Origin of the sequence: Elioraea sp. (genome assembly GCF_022842375.1) — a bacterium.
Classification (GTDB): Bacteria; Pseudomonadota; Alphaproteobacteria; order Acetobacterales; family Acetobacteraceae; genus Elioraea_A.
The window spans coordinates 1-19,585 of the sequence record NZ_JALHPR010000008.1 but is presented as its reverse complement, the minus strand read 5'-3'; the positions used below and the strand labels follow the sequence as shown (position 1 = coordinate 19,585).

The following is a 19,585-nucleotide window of genomic DNA, read 5'->3' as shown; positions in this document are numbered from 1 at the left end:
AAGCCACGCCGTTGCATGCCCGAATAGTTGCGTGGATGGTGCGATCCATGAATGACTGGCGATGCCGGGACGCGTCGCCGTGACCGGAGGGCTAGGCTTGTCAACGACGCTGATCAGGAACGCTCCATGGCTTGTTGCTCTCGACAAGGGGAGCGGGCAGCACGAGTACCGGCGGAACGTCGACATCCTCTTTGACGAGGCTGGCATCCGCGCGATCGGCAAGGTGGATGAGCCGGCCGACACGGTCATCGACGGCAGCGGCTACATGGTGCTGCCAGGCTTCGTGAACATCCATTCCCACCCTTCGATGCAGACGATCGGCAAGGGCATCGTCGAGGAGCTCGGCAACCCGAAGCTGTTCGGCAGCGGCCTCTACGACAGCAAGGCCCCGTTCCGCCTCCATCCCGACGGCTATCCGGCCTCGCAGCAGCTGGCGCTTTGCGAGCTCCTGCTCTCCGGCGTGACGACGGTGCTCGACATCCCGATGCGCCCATACCCTGGCTATGTCGAGATCCTCGGGCGCAGCGGCATGCGTGTCTGCGCGGCGCCGATGTTCGCATCCGCCCGCTGGTACTCGGAGAATGGCCACCACGTCGACTATGCGTGGGATGTCGCGGACGGCGAGCGCCAGTTCCGCGCGGCGATCGAGACGGTCGAGGAAGCCGAGAAGCACGAAAGCGGGCGCCTCTCCGGCATGATCTATCCGGCGCAGATCGACACCTGCACGCCGGAACTCATCAAGGAAAGCCATCGCGTCGCACGCGAGACCGGGCGGCTCTGGCAGATCCATGCGGCGCAGAGTGCCGTCGAGTTCTACGAGATGACGCGCCGCCATGGCGTGACGCCAGTGCGCTGGCTGCATGATCTCGGCGTGCTCGGACCCGGATCATCGGTTGGCCATGGGCTTTTCATCGATACCCATTCCTGGGTGAAGTGGCCAACGCGTGACGACCTGACGATCCTGAAGGAAACCGGCACGTCCGTCGCGCATTGCCCGACACCGTTTGCCCGCTATGGCCACGTGATGGAGAGCCTCGGCGACTATCTTGCCGCCGGCATCAATGTCGGTCTCGGAACGGATTGCCATCCACATGATTTCGTCATGGAGATGGCCTGGGCCGCCATCCTCGGCCGCGTCGCGTCGGGGCGCCTTGAGCGGCTGACGACGGGCCAGGTGTTCGATGCAGCGACCCTCGGTGGGGCCCGCGCGCTCGACCGCACGGACATTGGCGGCCTGGCACCTGGCATGCAGGCCGACATCGTGCTGATCGACATCCGCGACCCGGCGATGCGGCCGGTGCGCGACCCGCTGCGCAGCATGATCTACAGCGCCGGCAGCCGCGTCGTGCGACACGTGTTCATCGGCGGTCAGCAGGTCGTGCGCGACCGCGAGGTGCTGACGATGGACATGGAATCGGCCCTCATCGACGTCGAGAAGTGGCAGCAGCGCTCGCTCGACGAGGCGCCGACGCGCTCGTACGTGAAGCTCCCGGCCGACCAGCTTTCGCCGCTCAGCCTTCCCGTCGCCGGCAGCGCCTGACAGCGCGCAAGGGAGATCCATCACATGACACCATCATTCCAGCGCCGGATCGCAGGTGCTGCGATCGCGGCTGCAATCGCTGCAACATCGCTCGGTGGTGCGACCGCGCAGACCGTTCTGCGCGTCGCCCCGATCGGTGACCTGCGCAACATCGACCCGATCTGGACGACGGCCTACATCACCCGAAACCACGGCTTCCTGGTGTGGGACACGCTGTTCGGCCTCGACGCAGAGGGGCGCCCGCAGCCGCAGATGGTCGACAGCTTCACGCGCAGCGATGATGGGCTGACCTGGCGCTTCGTGCTGCGCGATGGGCTTGCCTGGCATGACGGCGCCCCCGTCACGGCCGCCGACTGCGTCGCATCGCTGAAGCGCTGGGGCGCGCGCGATGCCATGGGTCGCGCGCTGCTCGGCTTCGTCACCGGCCTCGAGGTCGTCGATGCCAAGACGTTCGAGATGAAGCTTCGCGCGCCGGTGACCTTCGTGCTGGATGCCCTGGCGAAGGTCGACAGCTCGGTTCCCTTCATGATGCCCGAACGCCTCGCGCAGACCGATCCGAACCAACAGGTTCCGGAGGTGATCGGCTCAGGCCCGTTCACGTTCCGGCGAGACCAGTGGGTGCCCGGCTCGCGCGTCGTCTATGAGCGGAACCGCGCTTATGTGCCGCGCGCGGGAGAAGCAAGCGGCACGGCAGGCGGCAAGCATGTGCATGTCGACCGCGTCGAGTGGCGCTACATGCCCGATGTCGCGGTCCAGGTCGCGGCACTGAACAACAACGAGATCGACCTGCTCGAGAACCCGCCGCTCGATCTCATCGCGCTGCTCCAGCGCAACCCCGACGTCGTCGTGGCCGAGGTCGACCCGATCGGCAGCCATGCCTTCATGCGACCAAACCATACGCAGCCGCCGTTCGACAAGCCCGCCGTGCGCCAGGCGCTGCTGCATGCGATCAACCAGGCCAACTTTCTCCGCGCGGCCTATGGCGACCCGAAGTACTGGAAGACCTGCCACTCGTATTTCGGCTGCGGAACGCTGCTGGAATCGACAGCCGGCGCCGAACCCTACCTGCGGCCGGATATGAACCGCGCGCGCGCCGCGCTGCGCGAGGCCGGCTACAACAACGAGCGCGTCGTGCTCATCGCGCCGTCTGATATTCCACACCTGAACACCCACGGGCAGGTGGCGACGCAGATGCTCCGCCAGCTCGGCGTGAACGTCGAGCTGCAGACGATGGATTGGTCGACCGTCACCTCACGGCGCGTGAACCGCGCGCCAGTCAGCGACGGCGGATGGTCGCTTACCGTCACGGCGAATGTCGTGATGGGGCTCGAGAACCCGATCATGAACGCCTTTGCCGGCGCTGCGTGCGAGCGCAGCCCATTCGGCTGGCCCTGCGACGAGAGGATCGAGCGGCTGCGCACCGCCTTCATGACAGCATCGCCCGACGAACAGAAGCGCATCGCGGCGGAGCTGACGCGCCTCTACTATGAGGTCGTCCCCTACTACATCCTCGGTCAGTACCGCGGCGTCACCGCCTATCGGCGCAACCTCAGCGGCGTGCTGCAGAGCCAGGCCCGCCTCTACTGGAACATCCGCAAGAACTGAGCCGGGGGGCGCCGGGGGAGAGGGGCCGTGGCTGACCTGCTCGTCAGGAACCTCGATTGGCTGATCGTGTGGGACGAGGCGAACGCACGCCACGCCTATGCGCGCGGCTGGGATCTCGCCGTCACCGGCGGGGCAATCAGTCATCTCGGGCCCGGCTTTGCCGGCACCGCCGCGCGCGAGATCGACGGGCGCGGGCTGATGGCGATGCCGGGCCTCGTCAACGTCCACTCGCACGCCTCGTACATCGCGGTGACAAAGGGGCTCTATGAGGAATCGGCAGTCCCCGATGCGCCCGACCCGGTCGCCGGCGTGCTGCACGTATTCTCGTCGCTGATGACGCTGCAGGAGCATGAGAAACCGCACGCACTGAACTATGCGCTCGCCGAGTTGCTCCTGTCGGGCTGCACATCGATCTGTGACCTCGCCTTCGCGTGGGATGGGTGGCTGGACACGCTCGGGGCCAGCGGCATCAGGGCATGGGCGGCGGTGCAGTACGCCTCCGCCCGCTACGTCAGCCCGAACGGCCATACGCTCGGCTATGACTGGGATACGGCGGGCGACGGGGCAAGGCTCAAGGCCGCGATCGCGGTCGCGGAACGCGCAGCCGGACACGCCTCCGGCCGCCTTTCGCCGATGCTCGTTCCGGCACAGGCCGACAGCTGCTCAGAGGCGCTTTTCCGCGACACCGTCGCCGCGGCCGATGAGCGTGGCTGGCTGATGCAGACCCACGCAGCGCAGACCGAGTGGGAAGTGCGCGAGATGATGCAGCGGCACGGCTGCACCTCGGTCGTGTGGCTCGACCGCATCGGCTTCCTGGGGCCACGCACCACGCTAGGTCACGTCGTGTTCACCGACCAGCATCCGTGGATGCACCTGCACGCGCGCGACGATCTGCCGACGCTTGCACGCACCGGTGCCACGGTGGCGCATTGCCCAACAACGCAGACACGGCGCGGCAAGACGCTGCAGAGCTTCGCGCGCTATCGCCGTGCCGGCGTGAACATGGCGATCGGCACCGACATCCATCCGCACAACATGCTCGACGAACTCCGCTGCGCCACCGTCATGGCAAAGGTCGCCGATGGCGACACCCACGCGCTTTTCGTCGACGCCACCTTCGAGGCAGCGACAATTGGCGGGGCGCGGGCGCTTAACCGAGCCGACCTGGGGCGCCTCGCGACAGGCTGCCGCGCCGACATCGTGCTCGTCGATACCGGGCACTGGACGATGAAGCCGCTGCGCGACCCGCTGCGGAGCCTCGTGTTCACCGGCCTCGATCGCCCGGTGCGCCATGTGTTCGTCGATGGCGTCCAGGTGGTCGCTGATGGAACGTGCCTGACGATCGATGTGGAGGCGGCAGCCGCCGGGCTCGATGCGGCCCAGAAGCGGATGCTCGGCGATGTTCCCTCGCGCGATCCGCTTGGCCGGTCGATCGACAGCATCATCCCGCTCAGCCTGCCGATGCTGGGCTGAGCAGCCGCGCGGGCGATGGTCTCCTACATCCTGAAGCGCCTGGCCGCCACGCTGCCCGTCATGGTGGTCGTCGCGCTGATCGTGTTCTCGCTGCTCTACCTCGCACCCGGTGACCCCGCAGCGGTCATCGCCGGTGACATGGCCTCGGCCGCGGAGGTCGCGGCGATCCGCACGAAGCTCCAGCTTGATGACCCGTTCTGGGTCAGGCTCCTCGCCTGGGTCAGGCAGGTCGCCGGCGGGGACCTCGGCGTGTCGATCTTTTCCAACCTGCCGGTCTCGCTCCTGATCAAGCAGCGGCTCGAGCCGACGATCGCGCTCGCGGTGCTGACGATGGTGGTGGCGATCGCGATCGCCGTCCCGCTCGGCGTGCTGGCGGCCGCACGATCGGGGCGCTGGATCGATCAGTTCGTCATGGCGTTCGCTGTCCTCGGCTTCTCGGCGCCCGTGTTCGTGCTCGGCTACGGCCTCATCTGGCTCTTCGCGATCGAGCTGCAGTGGCTGCCCGTGCAGGGGTATCGCCCAATCTCCGACGGGGTGGGACCGTTCCTGCGGAGCCTTGCGTTGCCCGCCATCACCCTCGGCTTCACCTACACCGCCCTGATCGCCCGCATCACGCGCGCGACGATGCTCGAGGTGCTGGCGCAGGACTACATCCGGACAGCCCGTGCAAAGGGGCTTGCGCAGGGAACGATCCTTGCCCGGCATGCACTGAAGAACGCATCCGTGCCGATCGTCACCGTCATCGGCACCGGCGTCGCGCTGCTGATCGGCGGCGTCGTGGTGACGGAGAGCGTGTTCGCCATCCCCGGCGTCGGCCGGCTTACGGTCGATGCGATTCTCCGCCGCGACTACCCGGTGATCCAGGCCGTGCTGCTTATCTTTGCGGCCGTGAAGGTGCTGGTGAACCTCACGGTTGACCTGCTCTACGTCGTGTTCGATCCCCGGATCAGGTACTGACGATGCCGGCAGCAGGCAGCGCATCGGCAGAGGCATCACATGAACGGCGCGTCGCGGTGCGCCGCATCCTGCGCCATCGCGGCATCGTGGTCGGCGGGCTGCTGTTGCTGGCGATGGTGATCGGCGCGCTCATCGCCCCGTTCGTCGTCGGCGATCCGCAGGAACTGAACCCGATCGCGCGGCTCATGCCGCCAGGCGAGGAGGCCTGGTTCGGCACCGATCATCTCGGGCGCGACATCTTCACACGCACCCTCCATGGCGGCCGCGTCTCACTCCTCGTCGGCCTGTCGGTGGCAGTGCTCGCCAGCACGTTCGGCACGGTGATCGGCCTCGTCGCCGGCTTCGTCCGCTCGGCTGATGGCCCCCTGATGCGCATCATGGACGGCGTCATGGCGATCCCGGCCATCCTGCTTGCGATCGCGATGGTGGCCGTCACGCGGCCATCCGTCGCCAACGTGGTCTTCGCTGTCACGGTGGTCGAAACGCCGCGCGTGGCGCGCCTTGTCCGAAGCGTCGTCCTGACCATCCGTGAGCAACCCTACATCGAGGCCGCCTTCGCCTCGGGCACGCGGGTGCCGCGGATCCTTCTCCGCCACGTCCTGCCGAACACCGCGGCACCGCTGATCGTCCAGGCGACCTATGTCGCGGCGGCGGCGATCCTGATCGAGAGTCTTCTGAGCTTCCTCGGCACCGGCACGCCAGCAGCGATCCCCACCTGGGGCAACATCGTCGCCGAGGGCCGCACCTACTTCCAGATCGCGACCTGGATCATCTTCTTCCCAGGGCTTTTCCTCGCCATCACCGTCCTCGCAATCAACCTTCTCGGTGACGGGCTTCGCGACCTCCTGGACCCACGCCACACCGACCGGTGAGGGACGAGGAGCGATGGACGATCGGCACGACGCACACGCTGCGTGACGCTGTTCCGGAAGCCGTCGACGCTCAGCGAACGACCGGCAATCAGCCCAGGCGATCGCCCGTCGCAGCATCGAACAGGTGCACGCGCTGGCGATTGATCGAGAATGGAAGGCGCTGGCCCGGCGTCACGTCCGATCGCGCGGGCGCGCGCGCAACGACCTGGCTCGTACCGACACGAAGGACGACAAGTGTCTCGTGCCCGAGAGGCTCGACCACCAGGACCTCGGCGTCGCCCTGCCCTGGTTGCCCGCCGCCGATCGTGACATCTTCCGGCCGGATACCGGCGACCACCGGTCTGCCCCCACCGGATTCGGCTCCACCCACCTGGTCGGCGATCGGAAACACCAGCCCGTCGCCGACAAAAGCGAGGCCGTCGCCTGTTGCACTGATCCTGCCATCGATGAAGTTGATGGCCGGGGTACCGACGAAGGATGCGACGAACCGATTGAGCGGTCTTTCATAGACCTCGCTGGGAGGACCGACCTGCTGAAGCCGCCCCTGATGCATGACGGCGATCCGGGTCGACATGGTCATTGCCTCGACCTGATCATGCGTGACGTAGATCATCGTCTTGCCGATGCGCCGATGCAGCTGGACCAGTTCCGCCCGCATGTAGGCCCTGAGCGTCGCATCGAGGTTCGACAGCGGCTCATCGAGCAGGAACACATCCGGATCGCGGATGATCGCCCGCCCGAGGGCCACGCGCTGCTGCTGGCCGCCTGACAGCTGCTTGGGCCGGCGCGCGAGCAGCGGCTCGATCTGCAGCAGCTTTGCTGTCGCAGCGACTCGCGTGTCGCGCTCGGGCTTCGGCACGCCACGCTTCCTCAACGGGTATGCGAGATTCTCGCCAACCGTCATGTGCGGATAGAGCGCATAGCTCTGGAACACCATGGCGACATTCCGCTCGCCCGGCTCCAGGTCGTCGATCCGTCGGTTGCCGAAATGGATGGTGCCGGCACTGGGCGTCTCGAGGCCTGCAACCATCCGCAGCGTGGTCGTCTTGCCGCAGCCCGACGGACCGAGAAAGGTCAGGAATTCGCCGTCTTCGACCTCGAGCGAGAAGTCGTGAACGGCGATCGTCCCATCGGCGAAACGCTTTTGGACATTCGAAAGAACGACGTTTGCCATCGGCGCTCAACCCTTGACGCTGCCGGCGCCGAAACCCTTGGTCAGGTGTTTCTGCAGGAACGCGAAGAAGATGAGCACCGGAAGGGTGATCAGCACCGAAGCCGCCATCAGCATGTTCCATTCCACGTTCATCGAGTCGAGAAGGAGCGACGTCACCCCGGAGGGCAGCGTCTTCGTGCGCGTGTCGGTGATGAAGACCAGGGAGAAGAGGTACTCGTTCCAGGAAAGGATGAACGTGAAGAGCGCCGTGGAGATCAGGCCAGGCAGCGCTTGCGGAACGACAACGTCGAAGAAGGCGCCCATGCGCGAGGCACCGTCCACGCGCGCCGCCTCCTCGGTGTCGAGCGGCATGCTTGCGACGAAGGCGTGCAGGAGCCACAGCGCGAAGGGAAGCGCGAAGGTCGTGTAGACAAGCACGAGCCCGGCCAGCGTGTTGGCGAGGCCAAGTGCGACCACGATCAGGTAGAGCGGCACGAGCACCACGGTCGACGGCAGGAGGTATGTGAACAGGATCAGCCTGCCCACCAGCCGACGGCCGGGATAGGTGAACCGTGCAAGGCTGTAGGCGCCGAAGAGCGCGACGATCATCACGAGGCATGTCGTCGCCACCGCGACGATGAGGCTGTTGGCAAAGAAGGAGAGGAACGGCGTGCTGTTCAGCACGCGCTCGAAATGCTCCAGCGTCCAGCGTCGCGGCAGGAAGCTCGGCGGGAAGCTCAGTGTTTCCGACCTGGGCTTGAACGCCGTCAGCACCATCCAGATCAGGGGAAAGCTCAGCACCAGGATGACGGCCCAGATGCCGAGGTTGTAGGCGATGAGGCCGGCCGCGCGCCCTGCCCTGCGGAGGGGTCTGCTCATCGGCGGTCGCGCTCCTCGTCAGCCGCCTGCATGCGGAAATACACCGCGAAGAACACCAGCATGATCAGGAGCATCAGCACGGCGACCGCAGCGCCCCGGCCTGCCTGCAGCTCGGGGAACGATTGCTGGTAGACAAGCAGCGGCAGCGTCTCCGTGCCGCGGCGCGGACCGCCGCCGGTCATCAGGTAGATGAGGTCGAACTCCTTGAAGTCCCAGATCGTGCGCAGGACGAGAACAAGCGCCAGCACGCCGCGCAACTGCGGCAACGTGATGTCCCAGAACCGCTCGAGTGCGTTCGCGCCGTCGATGCGCGCCGCCTCGTACAGGTGCAGCGGGATCGTCTGCAGCCGCGCCAGGACCGCGATGACGACGAACGGGAACAGCTTCCACGTGCCGATCAGCACGACCGTGATCATCGCATTCGGCATGCGCCCTAGCCACGCGATCGGCCGATCGACGATCTCGTACTCCAGGATCACGTAGTTGATGATCCCGTAGAGGTCATTCAGCAGCCAGCGCCAGATCAGCACGGCGACCGCCGTCGTCAGAAGATACGGAAACAGAACGAGCCCGCGCGCGAAGGTGCGGCCGAACAGAGGGCCGTGCAACGCGAGCGCAATCGCGATGCCGAGCGCCGTCTGCAGGAGAACCGACGAGACGGTCCAGACTGCCGAGGTGTAGAGCGCTCCCCAGAATTGCTCCGAGGCGAGCAGCCGGCTGTAGTTCGCCAGGCCGACGAACGGGCCAGTCAATGTCAGCGTGCTCATCTCGTGCAGGCTGATCCAGAACGCCTGGAACAACGGGTACGCAACGAGAAGCAGGAAGAACGCCATGGTCGGCGCGATCAGCATCGCGCCGGTCAACGCATCGCGGCCCGCGCGCGTCAGGCGTCCACCAGCCTCGACGGCATTCGGCACAGACCGTCAGCCGCGCATGATCGCGGCGATCTTGTCAGCGCCACGGGCAGCGGCCTGGCGTGGGCTCACGCCGCCGATGATCACGTCCTGTGCCGATTCGGACAGGATGCGGGCGCCGAAGATGGCGCCGGCACGCCGGTTGATCGGATGCTGGGCACTTTCCTTGAGCAGGTTGCGGGCCTGCGCGGTGTTCGCGAGCATCACCTGCAGCTCGGCGCGGAAGCGCTTCAGCATCGGGTCGTTCGCGAACTCCTCCGACTGCCCGACCGACTTCAGGTCAGGGAGATTGTGGCCAGGTGTCGCGTGCAGGAAGGTGATCTGTGCGTCCTTGCTGAGCAGGTGCTGCGCGAAAAGCTTGGCCCCCTCCGGCTGGCCGCTGCCTTTTGGAATCACCAGCGCGGTGAAGTCGCTGTTGAAGGCAGGCCGCCCCTCGCGCCGGTGCGGCGACGCGATGCAGGTGACCTTGTCGGCGAGTGCGGGGTTCTCGCGCGTGATGTTGATCAGCACCCGCCCGGTGTATGGCGCGGTTGCCGCGCGGCCGAGCACGAAGCCGTTCAGCACGTCGAGGAAGTTGTAGTTGGTTGCCTCGGGTGGCGAGAACGAGGCCATCTCCTTGGCGTATTCGAGCGCGGCGATGACCTGCGGCGAGTTGAAGGCCACCGACATGTCGGGATTGACGATGTTGCCACCGGCCTGCCAGACCGTCTGGAGGAACTGGGTATCGCCCATGCTGTTCTTGCCGGTGGCGAAGATCGTCCCGAACGCGCCGCGGCGGGTCAGGCGGCGCGAGACGTTCAGCATCTCGTCCCATGTCCGCGGCATCTGGAGGTTCGCTTCCGCCAACAGATCCTTGCGCACCCACATGTTGCCGGGCGTCGTTCCGTTGACGATACAGACCGCGAGGACATGGCCACGCCGGGGATCGCGGAACAAATCCATCGAATTCGGATTGAAGTCATCCGCCCCGACAGCCCGCACGACATCATCCATCGGCTCGACGAGGTTCTCGTCGTTCAGCTGGATCGCGAACGGCGCGGGGATGTGGGAGATCAGGTCGGGGGGCGTACGCGCGGCGAGGGCAGCCGACAGGCGCGGCAGGATCGTTTCCTCGGTCACCAGATCGTAGTTGACCGTGAAGCCCGGATGGGCGCGGCTGAAGGACGCGAAGATCTTCTCGTACGCCTCGCGCTGCTCCGGCGCCCGCTGCGTTCCCCAGAACTGGATCACACGGGCTTGCGCGCGCACGATGCTGGGTGCTGCAAGGCCGGCTGCCGTGACCGCCGATCCCAGCAGCAGCTGGCGCCGGCCGACACGCGCCTGCAACGTTTCGTTCCCGCCAGTCGCACGCCGCATACGATCGCTCATATCACCTCCAGTGGAGTGGATTGCCGACACATCTTCCGGTTGCGTGATGGGTTCCCCCGGCCCGGTTCGATGACAACGCTATCGAATCTGTCTAGCCTGCGCAACGAGTGATCAGCATACTTCGTTCCGCCGCTCACCCCTGTCGCGCCTGCGTTCTTTTTGTGCGGCTGTGATGAATTCGGCATCAGATGTTGCCTCGGGAGGATACACCGCGTGACCTCGACACTGCTCACAAACTTCATGCTGCTTGACCCGCGCGACGGCAGCTATCGCGCCGGCTACAAGGTGCTCGTGCGCGACAAGACGATCGAAGCGGTCACGGAAGGACCGGTCGAGGCACCGGACGCAGCGACGATCGACCTCGGCGGACGGACGCTGATGCCGGGCCTGATCGACTGTCACCTGCACATCGTCTCGGTGCACCTGAGGAATGCGAACGACACGCTGCGCCACATGCAGCCGTCACTGATGAACGCGTATGCCGCGATCAAGCTGAAGCGCATCCTGATGCGCGGGTTCACGTCGGCGCGCGATCTCTGCGGCGCTGACCGCGGCCATCGCGAAGCGCTCGAGCTCGGCCTGCTCACCGGGCCGCGGCTGTCGGTGTGCGGCCGCGCGCTCAGCCAGACTGGGGGACACAGCGATCGGCGGACACGCGTCGACTACGCCGACCCGATGGGCTTCGATCACATGACGACGACCTATGGCGGCGGCAGTGGACGGATCGCGGATGGCGTCGACGAGGTGCGCCGCGCGGCGCGCGACGAGATCCGGCTCGGCGTCGACTTCCTCAAGGTCATGGCCAGCGGCGGCGTCGGTTCGATCTCCGATCCGATCCACTTCCTGCAATACTCGATGGAGGAGCTCCGCGCGCTCGTCGACGAGGCCGAGCGCGCCGACACCTATGTCGCTGCGCACACCTACACGGCGGCGGCGATCAAGCGCGTCGTCGAGGCCGGCATCCGCACCATCGAGCATGGCAACCTCATCGATGCGGAAGCGGCGGACATGATTGCCGCGCGCGGCTTCTTCCTCGTTCCCACGCTCGTGACCTACGGGAACCTGGTGAAGTACGGGAAGGACCTCGGGTATCCCGACTACTCGATCGAGAAATCCAAGCGGGTGCTGGAGGCCGGCAACCGCTCGCTCGAGATCGCGCAGAAGGCCGGCGTGAAGATGGCCTACGGCACCGACCTGATGGGCGAGCAGATGGAGTACCAGTCGGACGAGTTCGCGATCCGCGCGCAGGTGCTGCCGACGCTCGAGGTGATCCGCCACGCCACGATCCGTGGCGCCGAGGTCATTCGGATGGAAGGCAGGATCGGCGTGATCGCGCCAGGTGCGTTCGCCGACATGATCGCGGTGAACGGCAATCCGCTCGATGACATTTCCGTCCTCACAGGCCAGGGAGAGAACATCCCCGCCATCATGAAGGAGGGCGTGTGGGTGAAGAACGAGCTGGGGCTGAGCAACTGGCGGCAGTGAACGCGGCGCTGAATGACACGCCAGGGGCGGGCCGGCACGCCGAGCGGTGCGTGCCAGGTCCCGAGGCATTGCGCTGAAAGACCAGGTCGGGCGGGCAGGTCGTCCCGCCCGATCCCTCAGGGCAGTCGGTGGTCCAGGAAGAACCGCAGCATCTCGCGAGACGCGTCAGGCCCTTGCGGATCGGTGAATGAACCAGCCGCGTCGCCGCCGGACCAGGCATGCCCGCCGTCATGCACGGCCCAGCGTTCGATGACCGCGGTGCCGTCCATCCTGGCGTGAACGGTGCGTGTATAGGCTCGCCCGCCGGGCACCTGGCCGCGATGCGTGGTGGCGGTCAGTTCAATGCCCGCCGCAGCCTGCTCCATGACCGCGAGACCGTTCTGCTCATGGACCGTGGGGTCAGCATCGCCGTGAAACACGATCGTCGGAACGAGCCGCCGCGCGGTTCCGCCCGATCGCCGGGGATCGCCCGCGGGCGCGCTGCCGCGCATGGCGGCGAATGCGCTCATCACATCATGGGCCGCGCCGCAGGCCAGGCCGGAGTGGACGCCGACGGCGGCGTAGAGATCCGGATAGGCCATGCCCATCACGGCCGACGCCGCACCGCCGGCGGATAGCCCGGCAATGTAGATGCGCGCAGGATCGACGGCATGCGCTCGCGTCACCTGACGCGTCACACCAGCGATCAGGGCCGGCTCGCCCCGATCGCGCTGCTGGTCGCCCGAGCGAAACCAGTTCCAGCACCGATTGGCGTTCGCGGCCGCCAGCTGCTCGGGGTACGCGACCAGCACACCGTGCTCCTCGGCAAGGCGGTTCATGCCGGTACCGATCGCGAAATCGTCCGCGGATTGGGTGCAGCCGTGCAGCATCACCACCAGCGGCATCGGCTCCCCGCGATGGGTGCTCGGCGTATAGAGCTTGTACATGCGGTGGCCGTGCGCGCCGTCGAATCGTTCGTCGGTGAACTGCGCACCCGGCGGGACGATTGTCGTTGTCGTACTGCGCATACGAAACGCCGTTGCCTTCCCGAAGCTCCACGCGCCCGGCGCACGCTTCTGCTTCCCACGCTGTTCAGCGGGTGGAGCGGACGATGACCCGTGAGCGTCACGCGCGGCACCCTTCGCCGCGCCTGGTGCGCCCATGTCGGGTGGGCCGGCGACCCTGCCCGTCTCTGGATCGACGTCGAACACGCGGGCTGGCGCGGCACGCGGATAGCTGGCGCGGGGGGAAGCGTCGGGCGGCGCGTCTGGGTTCCGCTCCGCCCCCTGGGCGAGCGACTGCTGCAGGACGGCTGTTGCCTCCTGCAAGCGACCCTCGCGGGTCAGGCGCGTTGCCTCGAGCATGCGCGCGGATAATGGGGAAAGCACGGTCATGTGTTCAGCTTCCTGTTCTCCGCGTTCCGGCAGCCACGAGGGGCCGGGGCGAAAGGCTCCATCTTTGGTGGTGCACTGCGGTTGCGTCCGCGCGTTCCACTGATCGTCAGCGGATGCGGTCGGCGAGGGCGGCCTTCACCGCGGGGCTCGCCTGAAGGGCGCCGAGGACGGAGATCGAGGCGATCGCCGAACGGGCCAGCTCAGGGCTGACATCCTCTCCGATCCTTACGAGCCCCAGCACGCGGATCTCCAGAGGCCGGCCGGATGCCTGCGCCGCGGCAAGCTCGGCGCGGCCGTAGTGCCGCAGCCCGAGGTCGAGCCTGTTGCGCGCCATCGACTGCCGCGCCGCATCGGCGTGACGTTCGAGCTGGTTGCGGATCGCGGTTCGGATCAGGTCGGTGCGGTTGGAATAGAAGCCCTCCTGCACCAGCAGATCGATGTGGCCGAGATCAACATAGCCGAGGTTGATCGTGATCTTCTCCGTGTCTGAGCCATGCTTCACGCGTTGAGCGCTGTCGGACATACCCACACCATCCCATTCCCATCCATCTGGATGGTAACTGGGATGAGTACCGATGATTTTCAAGTGCCCGGTGACTGGGCTTGCCTGGGGGCTGCTCGGACGGCTGCCCGATGTTCTTTTCCGGCGGCGCCGGTGCACGTGCGCCGGGTCGCGCGCGGAAGCGAAGGTGTCGCTGCCGCGGGACGAAGGGCGAGTGGCTTGAGCGCGCGGCGGTGCCTCAGCCCGGCACGCGAGCGCGGCGCTCCTGGCCGCGAAGGGCAGTTGCTCATCAGCGATGCGGCGATCAACATCGCGACGGACCTGATGACGAAGGCAGATATCGTGCAGAACGCAATCGACCTCGCCCAGGCGAAAGGGCAACGCCTGGTGGTAGTGGGGGGGCGATGAACGGCATCATCCTCGTTCTCAACGCCGGATCCTCGTCGCTCAAATTCGCGGCCTTCGCGGCAGCGAAGGGTGTGCTCACGTTGCAGTGCGCCGGCCAGGTCGAAGGCATCGGCGCGACGCCACGGTTCATCGCCCGGAATGCGGAGGGCGAGACGATCGCCACCGAGGGGTGGGCGGGTGGCGGCGCGCCGGCGAGCCACGCCGCGGCGCTCGATGCGATCATCACCTGGCTCGACGGCATGCTCGACGGCAGGCCCGTCGTCGGGGTCGGCCACCGCGTCGTGCATGGCGGGCCGGATTTCTCCGCGCCGACACTGATCGATGTCGGCGTGATGGCCGAGCTACAGGACCTCGTACCGCTCGCGCCCTTGCACCAGCCGCACAACCTCGCCGGCATCGCCGCCGCGGCGAAGCGGTTTCGTGGCGTGCCGCAGGTCGCCTGCTTCGACACGGCATTCCACCGCACACAACCTTTCGTTGCCGATACGTTCGGCTTGCCGATCGCGTACCACGCACGCGGTATCCGCCGATACGGCTTCCATGGGCTCTCCTACGAGTACATCGCCCGCCGGATCGCGGCCGAGGACCCAGTGCTCGGCAGCGGCAGGCTCGTCGTCTGCCATCTCGGGAACGGCTCCTCGCTTTGCGCCATCGCCGGTGGGCACGCGCAGGCAAGCTCGATGGGCTTCACCGCGCTTGACGGCGTGCCGATGGGCACACGCTGCGGCCAGATCGACCCTGGCGTGGTGCTGCACATGATCGATACGCTCGGCATGACCACCGCCGAGGTGACGAAGCTTCTCTACAACGGCAGCGGTCTGAAGGGGTTGTCCGGCATCTCGGGTGACGTACGCGCGATCGAAGCAGAAGGGGGCGAGGCGGCGGAGCGAGCCCTCGGCTATTTCGCTTACCGCGTGCGGCGGGAGATTGCGGCACTCGCCGCGTCGATCGGCGGGATCGATGCGCTGGTCTTCACCGCCGGCATCGGCGAGAACGCGCGCGGGCTACGCGCCCGGATCTGTGACGGCCTCGGTTTCATCGGCGTCACGGTCGATCCGGCGCGCAACGCCGCGAATGACGCCGAGATCTCTCACGACGGCGCCGGAGTCCGCGTGCTGGTTCGCCGCACCGACGAGGAGCGCATGATCGCCGAACACACCCTCGGGGTGCTTGCCGCGCGTGGGTGATTCCTGCCGTACAAGCGGTTCACGTCTGGGTTGCGGATGTCACGCGCGAAGCTGGTGATCGTTGTGTGATCGAGCGAAGTCACACCGGGGAGGGACCCGCATGCGCTTGAACCATGTTGCCAACAGGCTCGACGCGCGGCACTTCGAGACGGTCGTCGACATGCTTACGGGCGAGCTCGGCTTCATCACGCTGCGGCGGACGGAACGATCGATCTGGCTGCGCCAGCCGGGCACCAATGTCGATCTCCAGTTCAGCCGCAGCGACACCATGAGCCGCGATGGGGACAAGCTGCGCTCGCAGGTCTCGTTCCTCGACGATGCGCCGGAAGCAGCACTCACGCAGCTCGCGGCATGGCTCGGGGCGCGCGGCGTCAAGGCACATGTCGGCAGCTACTCGGACAGGGAGTTCTACCTCGACGCACCTTCCGCCTTCGTCGATTTCGTGATCGAAGCGATGCTGCCCGCGCTCGCCGACTACGGCATCGACGGCTCGAGCACGTTCCGATCAACTGGAATCGATCGGAAGGTCGTGCTCTAGAACACTAATGGGAAGAGCAGCTGCCGCCTGCGGCCGGCGAGCGGATGCGATGGCGCGATCACAGCGCCGCATGGCAACTTCCATGCAGCAAGCACGCGAAACTCACGCCGCTCCGGCAGGTTGAAGCGAGCAGCGCATCGAGCGTGCCGGCGAGCAGAGCGCGCAGGCCAGCTCCGGTGCCGCCCACCTCGATTGAGAGGTGGATGTGCGGATGGGTCGCATGGAACGAGGCGACCACGTCGCGCAGGATGCCATCGACCAGGCCATCCATCGCGCCGAGCCGCACCTCTCCCTGCTGACCATGGGCATTCCCGGCAACGCGGCGATGGCGGTGCTTGCGGGCGCGATGCTGATCCATGGCATCCAGCCAGGGCCGAAGGTGATCACCGAACAGCCGGCCCTCTTCTGGGGCGTGATCGCGAGCATGTGGGTCGGCAACATGATGCTTCTCGTGATCAGCCTTCCCCTTGTCGGGCTCTGGGCAAAGGCGCTCGAAACGCCCTATCGCGTGATGGCACCGGTAATCGGGCTGACATGCTGCGTCGGCGTGCTTGCCGTATCGAACAGCCTGGTCGCACTTTGGCTCATGCTCGGCTTCGGTATCGTCGGCTATGCTCTCGCAAAGCTTGGCTGCGAACCGGCGCCGATGATGCTCGGCTTCATCCTGGGGCCGCTGATGGAGGAGAATTTCCGCCGTGCGATGCTCATCTCGGGTGGCCATGCCGCCGTATTCGTCGAGCGGCCAGTGAGCGCTGTGCTGCTCGGCGGCGCCCTGTTGCTTCTGCTTCTGGTCGTCGCACCCGGCATCCGCCGCCCCCGCGCCCCCGTCCCGGTCGAGCGATGATCGGCGCAAAGGTGGCACGCGCACGGATTGCCGAGCGTGACGGTGCGCTCCGCGCCTACGTGCATCTCGCAGACGGGATCGATGGCTGCGCCGGTCCGCTCGCGGGCCTCGCGGTTGCGGTGAAGGACACGATCGATGTCGCGGGCTGGCCGACGGAAGCGAATTGCCGTCTGCTGAAAGGCAGCATCGCACGTGACGATGCCGCCGTGGTCGCGCGTCTGCGGTCGCTGGGCGCGGTCCCGCTCGGCAAGGTCTCGACGTGGGAACTCGGTGCGGGAACTGGCGAGGTGCAGGAACTCGCGCTCGCGCCACCACCCGCCCACCCCTTCGCACGCGGCGCCTTCGTCGGCGGCTCTTCGAGCGGATCCGCCGTCGCTGTAGCGGCTGGGATGGCGGATGTCGCACTGGGTGGCGACACGGGCGGGTCGGTGCGCTGCCCCGCTGCTGCCTGTGGCGTCATCGGCATCAAGCCGAGCTTCGATCTGATCCCGCGGAACGGCGTTCTCGCGCATTCCGACACGCTGGATCATGTCGGGCTGATCGGGGCTGATGCTGCGCTGCTCGCAACCGTGGCGATGCGCCTTGGCGCCGCGGAACACGCGCCGCCGCGCCATCCGCGCATCGCGCTGATCGGCAACTGGGATCGTGACGCGCATCCCGAGATCGCCGTGGCTCTGACCGAGGCAGCGCGTCGCCTGTCAGCAGCCGGGGCAGTGCTGAGCCTGGCAGAGGCGCCGATCGGCATCGACGCGGCGCGCGCGCTGGTCCGCGCCATTGCCCTGCCGGAATCCGCCGAGCGGCATGCCGCCGTGCTCGCCGCGCCTGCGGGAATGGTGAGCGAGGGTCTGCGTGCCTGGCTCCGCCCAGGCCGTGCGATGGACAAGGCCACACGCGCATCCGCGCTGGCAGAGCGAGCGGCGCTGACCGGTCGCGTCGATACGATCCTGTCGCGCTGTGATGCAATCCTCTGTGCCGGACACCTCGATCTCCTGCCCGATGCCGATGACGAGTCTGGCTGCATCGCCTACTGTCTGGCTTCGCCGAACTGCGTGTTCAACCTGACGGGCCATCCCGCCCTCTCGGTGCCCGCTGGCGTCGATACACGGGGGCGGCCCGTTGGCATTCAGCTCGTGGGCGCGAAGGGGGAAGACGTTGCCCTGCTGCGCCTCGCCGCCCTGATTGCCGCGCCCCGGTACGCATTCCCGCCCCCGTAGCGCGGATTGCGGCTCAGACCGCGTGCGTCCGAGTGTCGCAACCCGAGCGTGAGCGCATCGCTCATGCCAGCAACGCGTCGGCCTCGCGGAAGCATGCGGCAAGGATCATGCGGTCGATCGGCGCGCGCAAATGCCGGATATGGGGCGCGGCGAGCGTGGGTGCGATGATCGCATCCAGGTCAGCGTCCGTCGGCGCAGGAAGGCCGAGCGAGGCGAGCGTCACAGGAAGGCCGACCCCAGCCGCAAACCGGGCGAGTTCGAGGCAGTCAGCCTGCGGCCGCGCCTCATGCACGAGCTGCACGATCGTGCCGTAGGCGACCATCTCGCCGTGCATCGCCGCGGCTGTGGCGGGATGGGCCGTGAAGCCGCGCGTCAGCGCATGTGCAAGGCTCAGACCGCCTGCCTCAAACCCGAGGCCCGACAGCAGCACCGCTGCCTCGACGATGTTCTCGAACGCTGCATTCGGCTGTCCTGTTCCCGCGATGTCAATGGCGGCGGCGGCATCGCGCTTCAATGTCGCCAGGCAGGCGTCGGCAAGCGCCAGTGCCGCGATCGGCGGCGAGCCACCGAAGAAGTTGATGCCACCCGCATTGGCGCATGCATGCGCCTCGAAGGCCTTGCTCATCGCGTCGCCGATACCCGCCGCGAGAAGCCGCCTCGGCGCCGCGGCAATGATCGCGGTATCGACAAGCACGAGATCGGGATTCGAGGGGAGGCGCCGTAGTTCGGAAATTCGGTGGTTCTCATCGTAGACGACAATCAACCTGCTCGTCGGCGCATCATTTGAGGCAGCGGTCGGGATGATCGCGACGGGAAGCCCGAGCGTCAGCGCGACACCCTTGGCGGTATCGATCGCCTTGCCGCCGCCGATGCCGATGATCACGCCCGGACCCGCAGACCTAGCCTCGTCGGAAAGCCTGTCGATTTCGGCGGCCGTGATCTCGCCCGAGAACCGCGTGAGCGTCGCACCTGGCAGGGCCGACGAGAGGCGGTTTCCCATCCGGTCCAGCACGACGGGATCGACCACCGCGAACGGCCGCGCCCCGATCGCCGCCAGCGCCTCGGCCGCGCGGTCGAGAAGCCCGGGGCCCTGGAGGTAGAGGCGCGGGGAACCGAAGGCGCGCATCATCATCGTGTCATCCCTTCATTGCCCCTGACCCTGCCCCCAGGCTGCCCTCGTTCATAAGCAGGGTCTGTTCTGTCTATGCCCCTGCGTGGGGCGGGTTGCAAAGGCTGCGGGCGTAAGCCCGTTCAGGCTCGTGTGTGGGCGCTC

Annotated in this window: 18 protein-coding genes; 10 read left to right on the top strand and 8 right to left on the bottom strand. The window is 66.9% G+C overall.

Annotation, left to right across the window (positions count from 1 at the left end):
* Positions 1-97 precede the first annotated feature (97 nt).
* Genes Q0C38_RS09175 through Q0C38_RS09155 form a run of 5 tightly spaced genes read left to right on the top strand, consistent with a single transcriptional unit; the run spans position 98 to position 6,447 of the window.
* Positions 98-1,540, top strand: coding sequence for an amidohydrolase family protein (locus Q0C38_RS09175; RefSeq protein WP_291296781.1), 1,443 nt, complete (start codon positions 98-100; stop codon positions 1,538-1,540).
* A 24-nt stretch (positions 1,541-1,564) separates the two neighbouring features.
* Complete coding sequence (locus Q0C38_RS09170) at positions 1,565-3,145, top strand: ABC transporter substrate-binding protein (RefSeq protein WP_291296780.1); 1,581 nt, start codon at positions 1,565-1,567, stop codon at positions 3,143-3,145.
* A 27-nt stretch (positions 3,146-3,172) separates the two neighbouring features.
* Positions 3,173-4,618, top strand: coding sequence for an amidohydrolase family protein (locus tag Q0C38_RS09165; RefSeq protein WP_291296779.1), 1,446 nt, complete (start codon positions 3,173-3,175; stop codon positions 4,616-4,618).
* Between the two features lie 15 nt (positions 4,619-4,633).
* Positions 4,634-5,575, top strand: coding sequence for an ABC transporter permease (locus Q0C38_RS09160; RefSeq protein WP_291296778.1), 942 nt, complete (start codon positions 4,634-4,636; stop codon positions 5,573-5,575).
* A 2-nt stretch (positions 5,576-5,577) separates the two neighbouring features.
* A complete protein-coding gene (locus Q0C38_RS09155; RefSeq protein ID WP_291296777.1) occupies positions 5,578-6,447 on the top strand; it encodes an ABC transporter permease in 870 nt (289 codons plus the stop codon).
* Positions 6,448-6,535: 88 nt separating this feature from the next.
* Here the strand turns inward: Q0C38_RS09155 and Q0C38_RS09150 are convergent, their stop codons facing one another.
* From Q0C38_RS09150 to Q0C38_RS09135, 4 genes are read right to left on the bottom strand one after another with little or no spacing between them, the layout of a single operon-like run.
* A complete protein-coding gene (locus tag Q0C38_RS09150; protein WP_291296776.1) occupies positions 6,536-7,621 on the bottom strand; it encodes an ABC transporter ATP-binding protein in 1,086 nt (361 codons plus the stop codon).
* Between the two features lie 6 nt (positions 7,622-7,627).
* Positions 7,628-8,479, bottom strand: a complete 852-nt coding sequence (locus tag Q0C38_RS09145; RefSeq protein WP_291296775.1) for a carbohydrate ABC transporter permease — start codon at positions 8,477-8,479, stop codon at positions 7,628-7,630.
* A complete protein-coding gene (locus tag Q0C38_RS09140) occupies positions 8,476-9,396 on the bottom strand; it encodes a carbohydrate ABC transporter permease (RefSeq protein ID WP_291296774.1) in 921 nt (306 codons plus the stop codon). Before Q0C38_RS09140 ends, Q0C38_RS09145 begins: the two co-directional genes overlap by 4 nt.
* A 6-nt stretch (positions 9,397-9,402) precedes the next feature.
* Positions 9,403-10,761 (bottom strand): ABC transporter substrate-binding protein, encoded by a 1,359-nt coding sequence (locus Q0C38_RS09135; protein WP_291296773.1) that lies wholly within the window; start codon positions 10,759-10,761, stop codon positions 9,403-9,405.
* 213 nt (positions 10,762-10,974) lie between these two features.
* Here Q0C38_RS09135 and Q0C38_RS09130 point away from each other — a divergent pair, with 213 nt between their 5' ends.
* Complete coding sequence (locus Q0C38_RS09130) at positions 10,975-12,246, top strand: amidohydrolase family protein (protein ID WP_291296772.1); 1,272 nt, start codon at positions 10,975-10,977, stop codon at positions 12,244-12,246.
* Positions 12,247-12,362: 116 nt separating this feature from the next.
* On the opposite strand, the gene Q0C38_RS09125 is transcribed toward Q0C38_RS09130, so the two are convergent.
* On the bottom strand, positions 12,363-13,619 hold the full coding sequence (locus Q0C38_RS09125; RefSeq protein WP_291296771.1) for a PHB depolymerase family esterase: 1,257 nt from the start codon (positions 13,617-13,619) through the stop codon (positions 12,363-12,365).
* Positions 13,620-13,725: 106 nt separating this feature from the next.
* Positions 13,726-14,502, bottom strand: a complete 777-nt coding sequence (locus tag Q0C38_RS23320) for a hypothetical protein (RefSeq protein WP_291296770.1) — start codon at positions 14,500-14,502, stop codon at positions 13,726-13,728.
* Between the two features lie 23 nt (positions 14,503-14,525).
* On the opposite strand from Q0C38_RS23320, the gene Q0C38_RS09115 reads away from it, so the two are divergent.
* Positions 14,526-15,716 (top strand): acetate/propionate family kinase, encoded by a 1,191-nt coding sequence (locus Q0C38_RS09115; RefSeq protein WP_291296769.1) that lies wholly within the window; start codon positions 14,526-14,528, stop codon positions 15,714-15,716.
* 100 nt (positions 15,717-15,816) lie between these two features.
* The gene (locus Q0C38_RS09110) at positions 15,817-16,254 is read left to right on the top strand and encodes a hypothetical protein (protein ID WP_291296768.1); all 438 of its coding nucleotides are present in this window, start codon (positions 15,817-15,819) and stop codon (positions 16,252-16,254) included.
* 58 nt (positions 16,255-16,312) lie between these two features.
* On the opposite strand, the gene Q0C38_RS09105 is transcribed toward Q0C38_RS09110, so the two are convergent.
* The gene (locus tag Q0C38_RS09105) at positions 16,313-16,525 is read right to left on the bottom strand and encodes a substrate-binding domain-containing protein (RefSeq protein ID WP_291296767.1); all 213 of its coding nucleotides are present in this window, start codon (positions 16,523-16,525) and stop codon (positions 16,313-16,315) included.
* On the opposite strand from Q0C38_RS09105, the gene Q0C38_RS09100 reads away from it, so the two are divergent.
* Positions 16,475-17,098: a tripartite tricarboxylate transporter permease gene (locus Q0C38_RS09100; protein WP_291296766.1), complete on the top strand. Its 624-nt coding sequence runs from the start codon at positions 16,475-16,477 to the stop codon at positions 17,096-17,098. The genes Q0C38_RS09105 and Q0C38_RS09100 overlap by 51 nt on opposite strands.
* Positions 17,095-18,312 (top strand): amidase, encoded by a 1,218-nt coding sequence (locus Q0C38_RS09095; protein ID WP_291296765.1) that lies wholly within the window; start codon positions 17,095-17,097, stop codon positions 18,310-18,312. Before Q0C38_RS09100 ends, Q0C38_RS09095 begins: the two co-directional genes overlap by 4 nt.
* Before the next feature lie 61 nt (positions 18,313-18,373).
* Here Q0C38_RS09095 and Q0C38_RS09090 read toward each other — a convergent pair whose 3' ends face one another.
* Entirely contained in the window at positions 18,374-19,444 is a 1,071-nt protein-coding gene (locus tag Q0C38_RS09090) for a glycerol dehydrogenase (RefSeq protein ID WP_291296764.1), read from the bottom strand.
* Positions 19,445-19,585 lie beyond the last annotated feature (141 nt).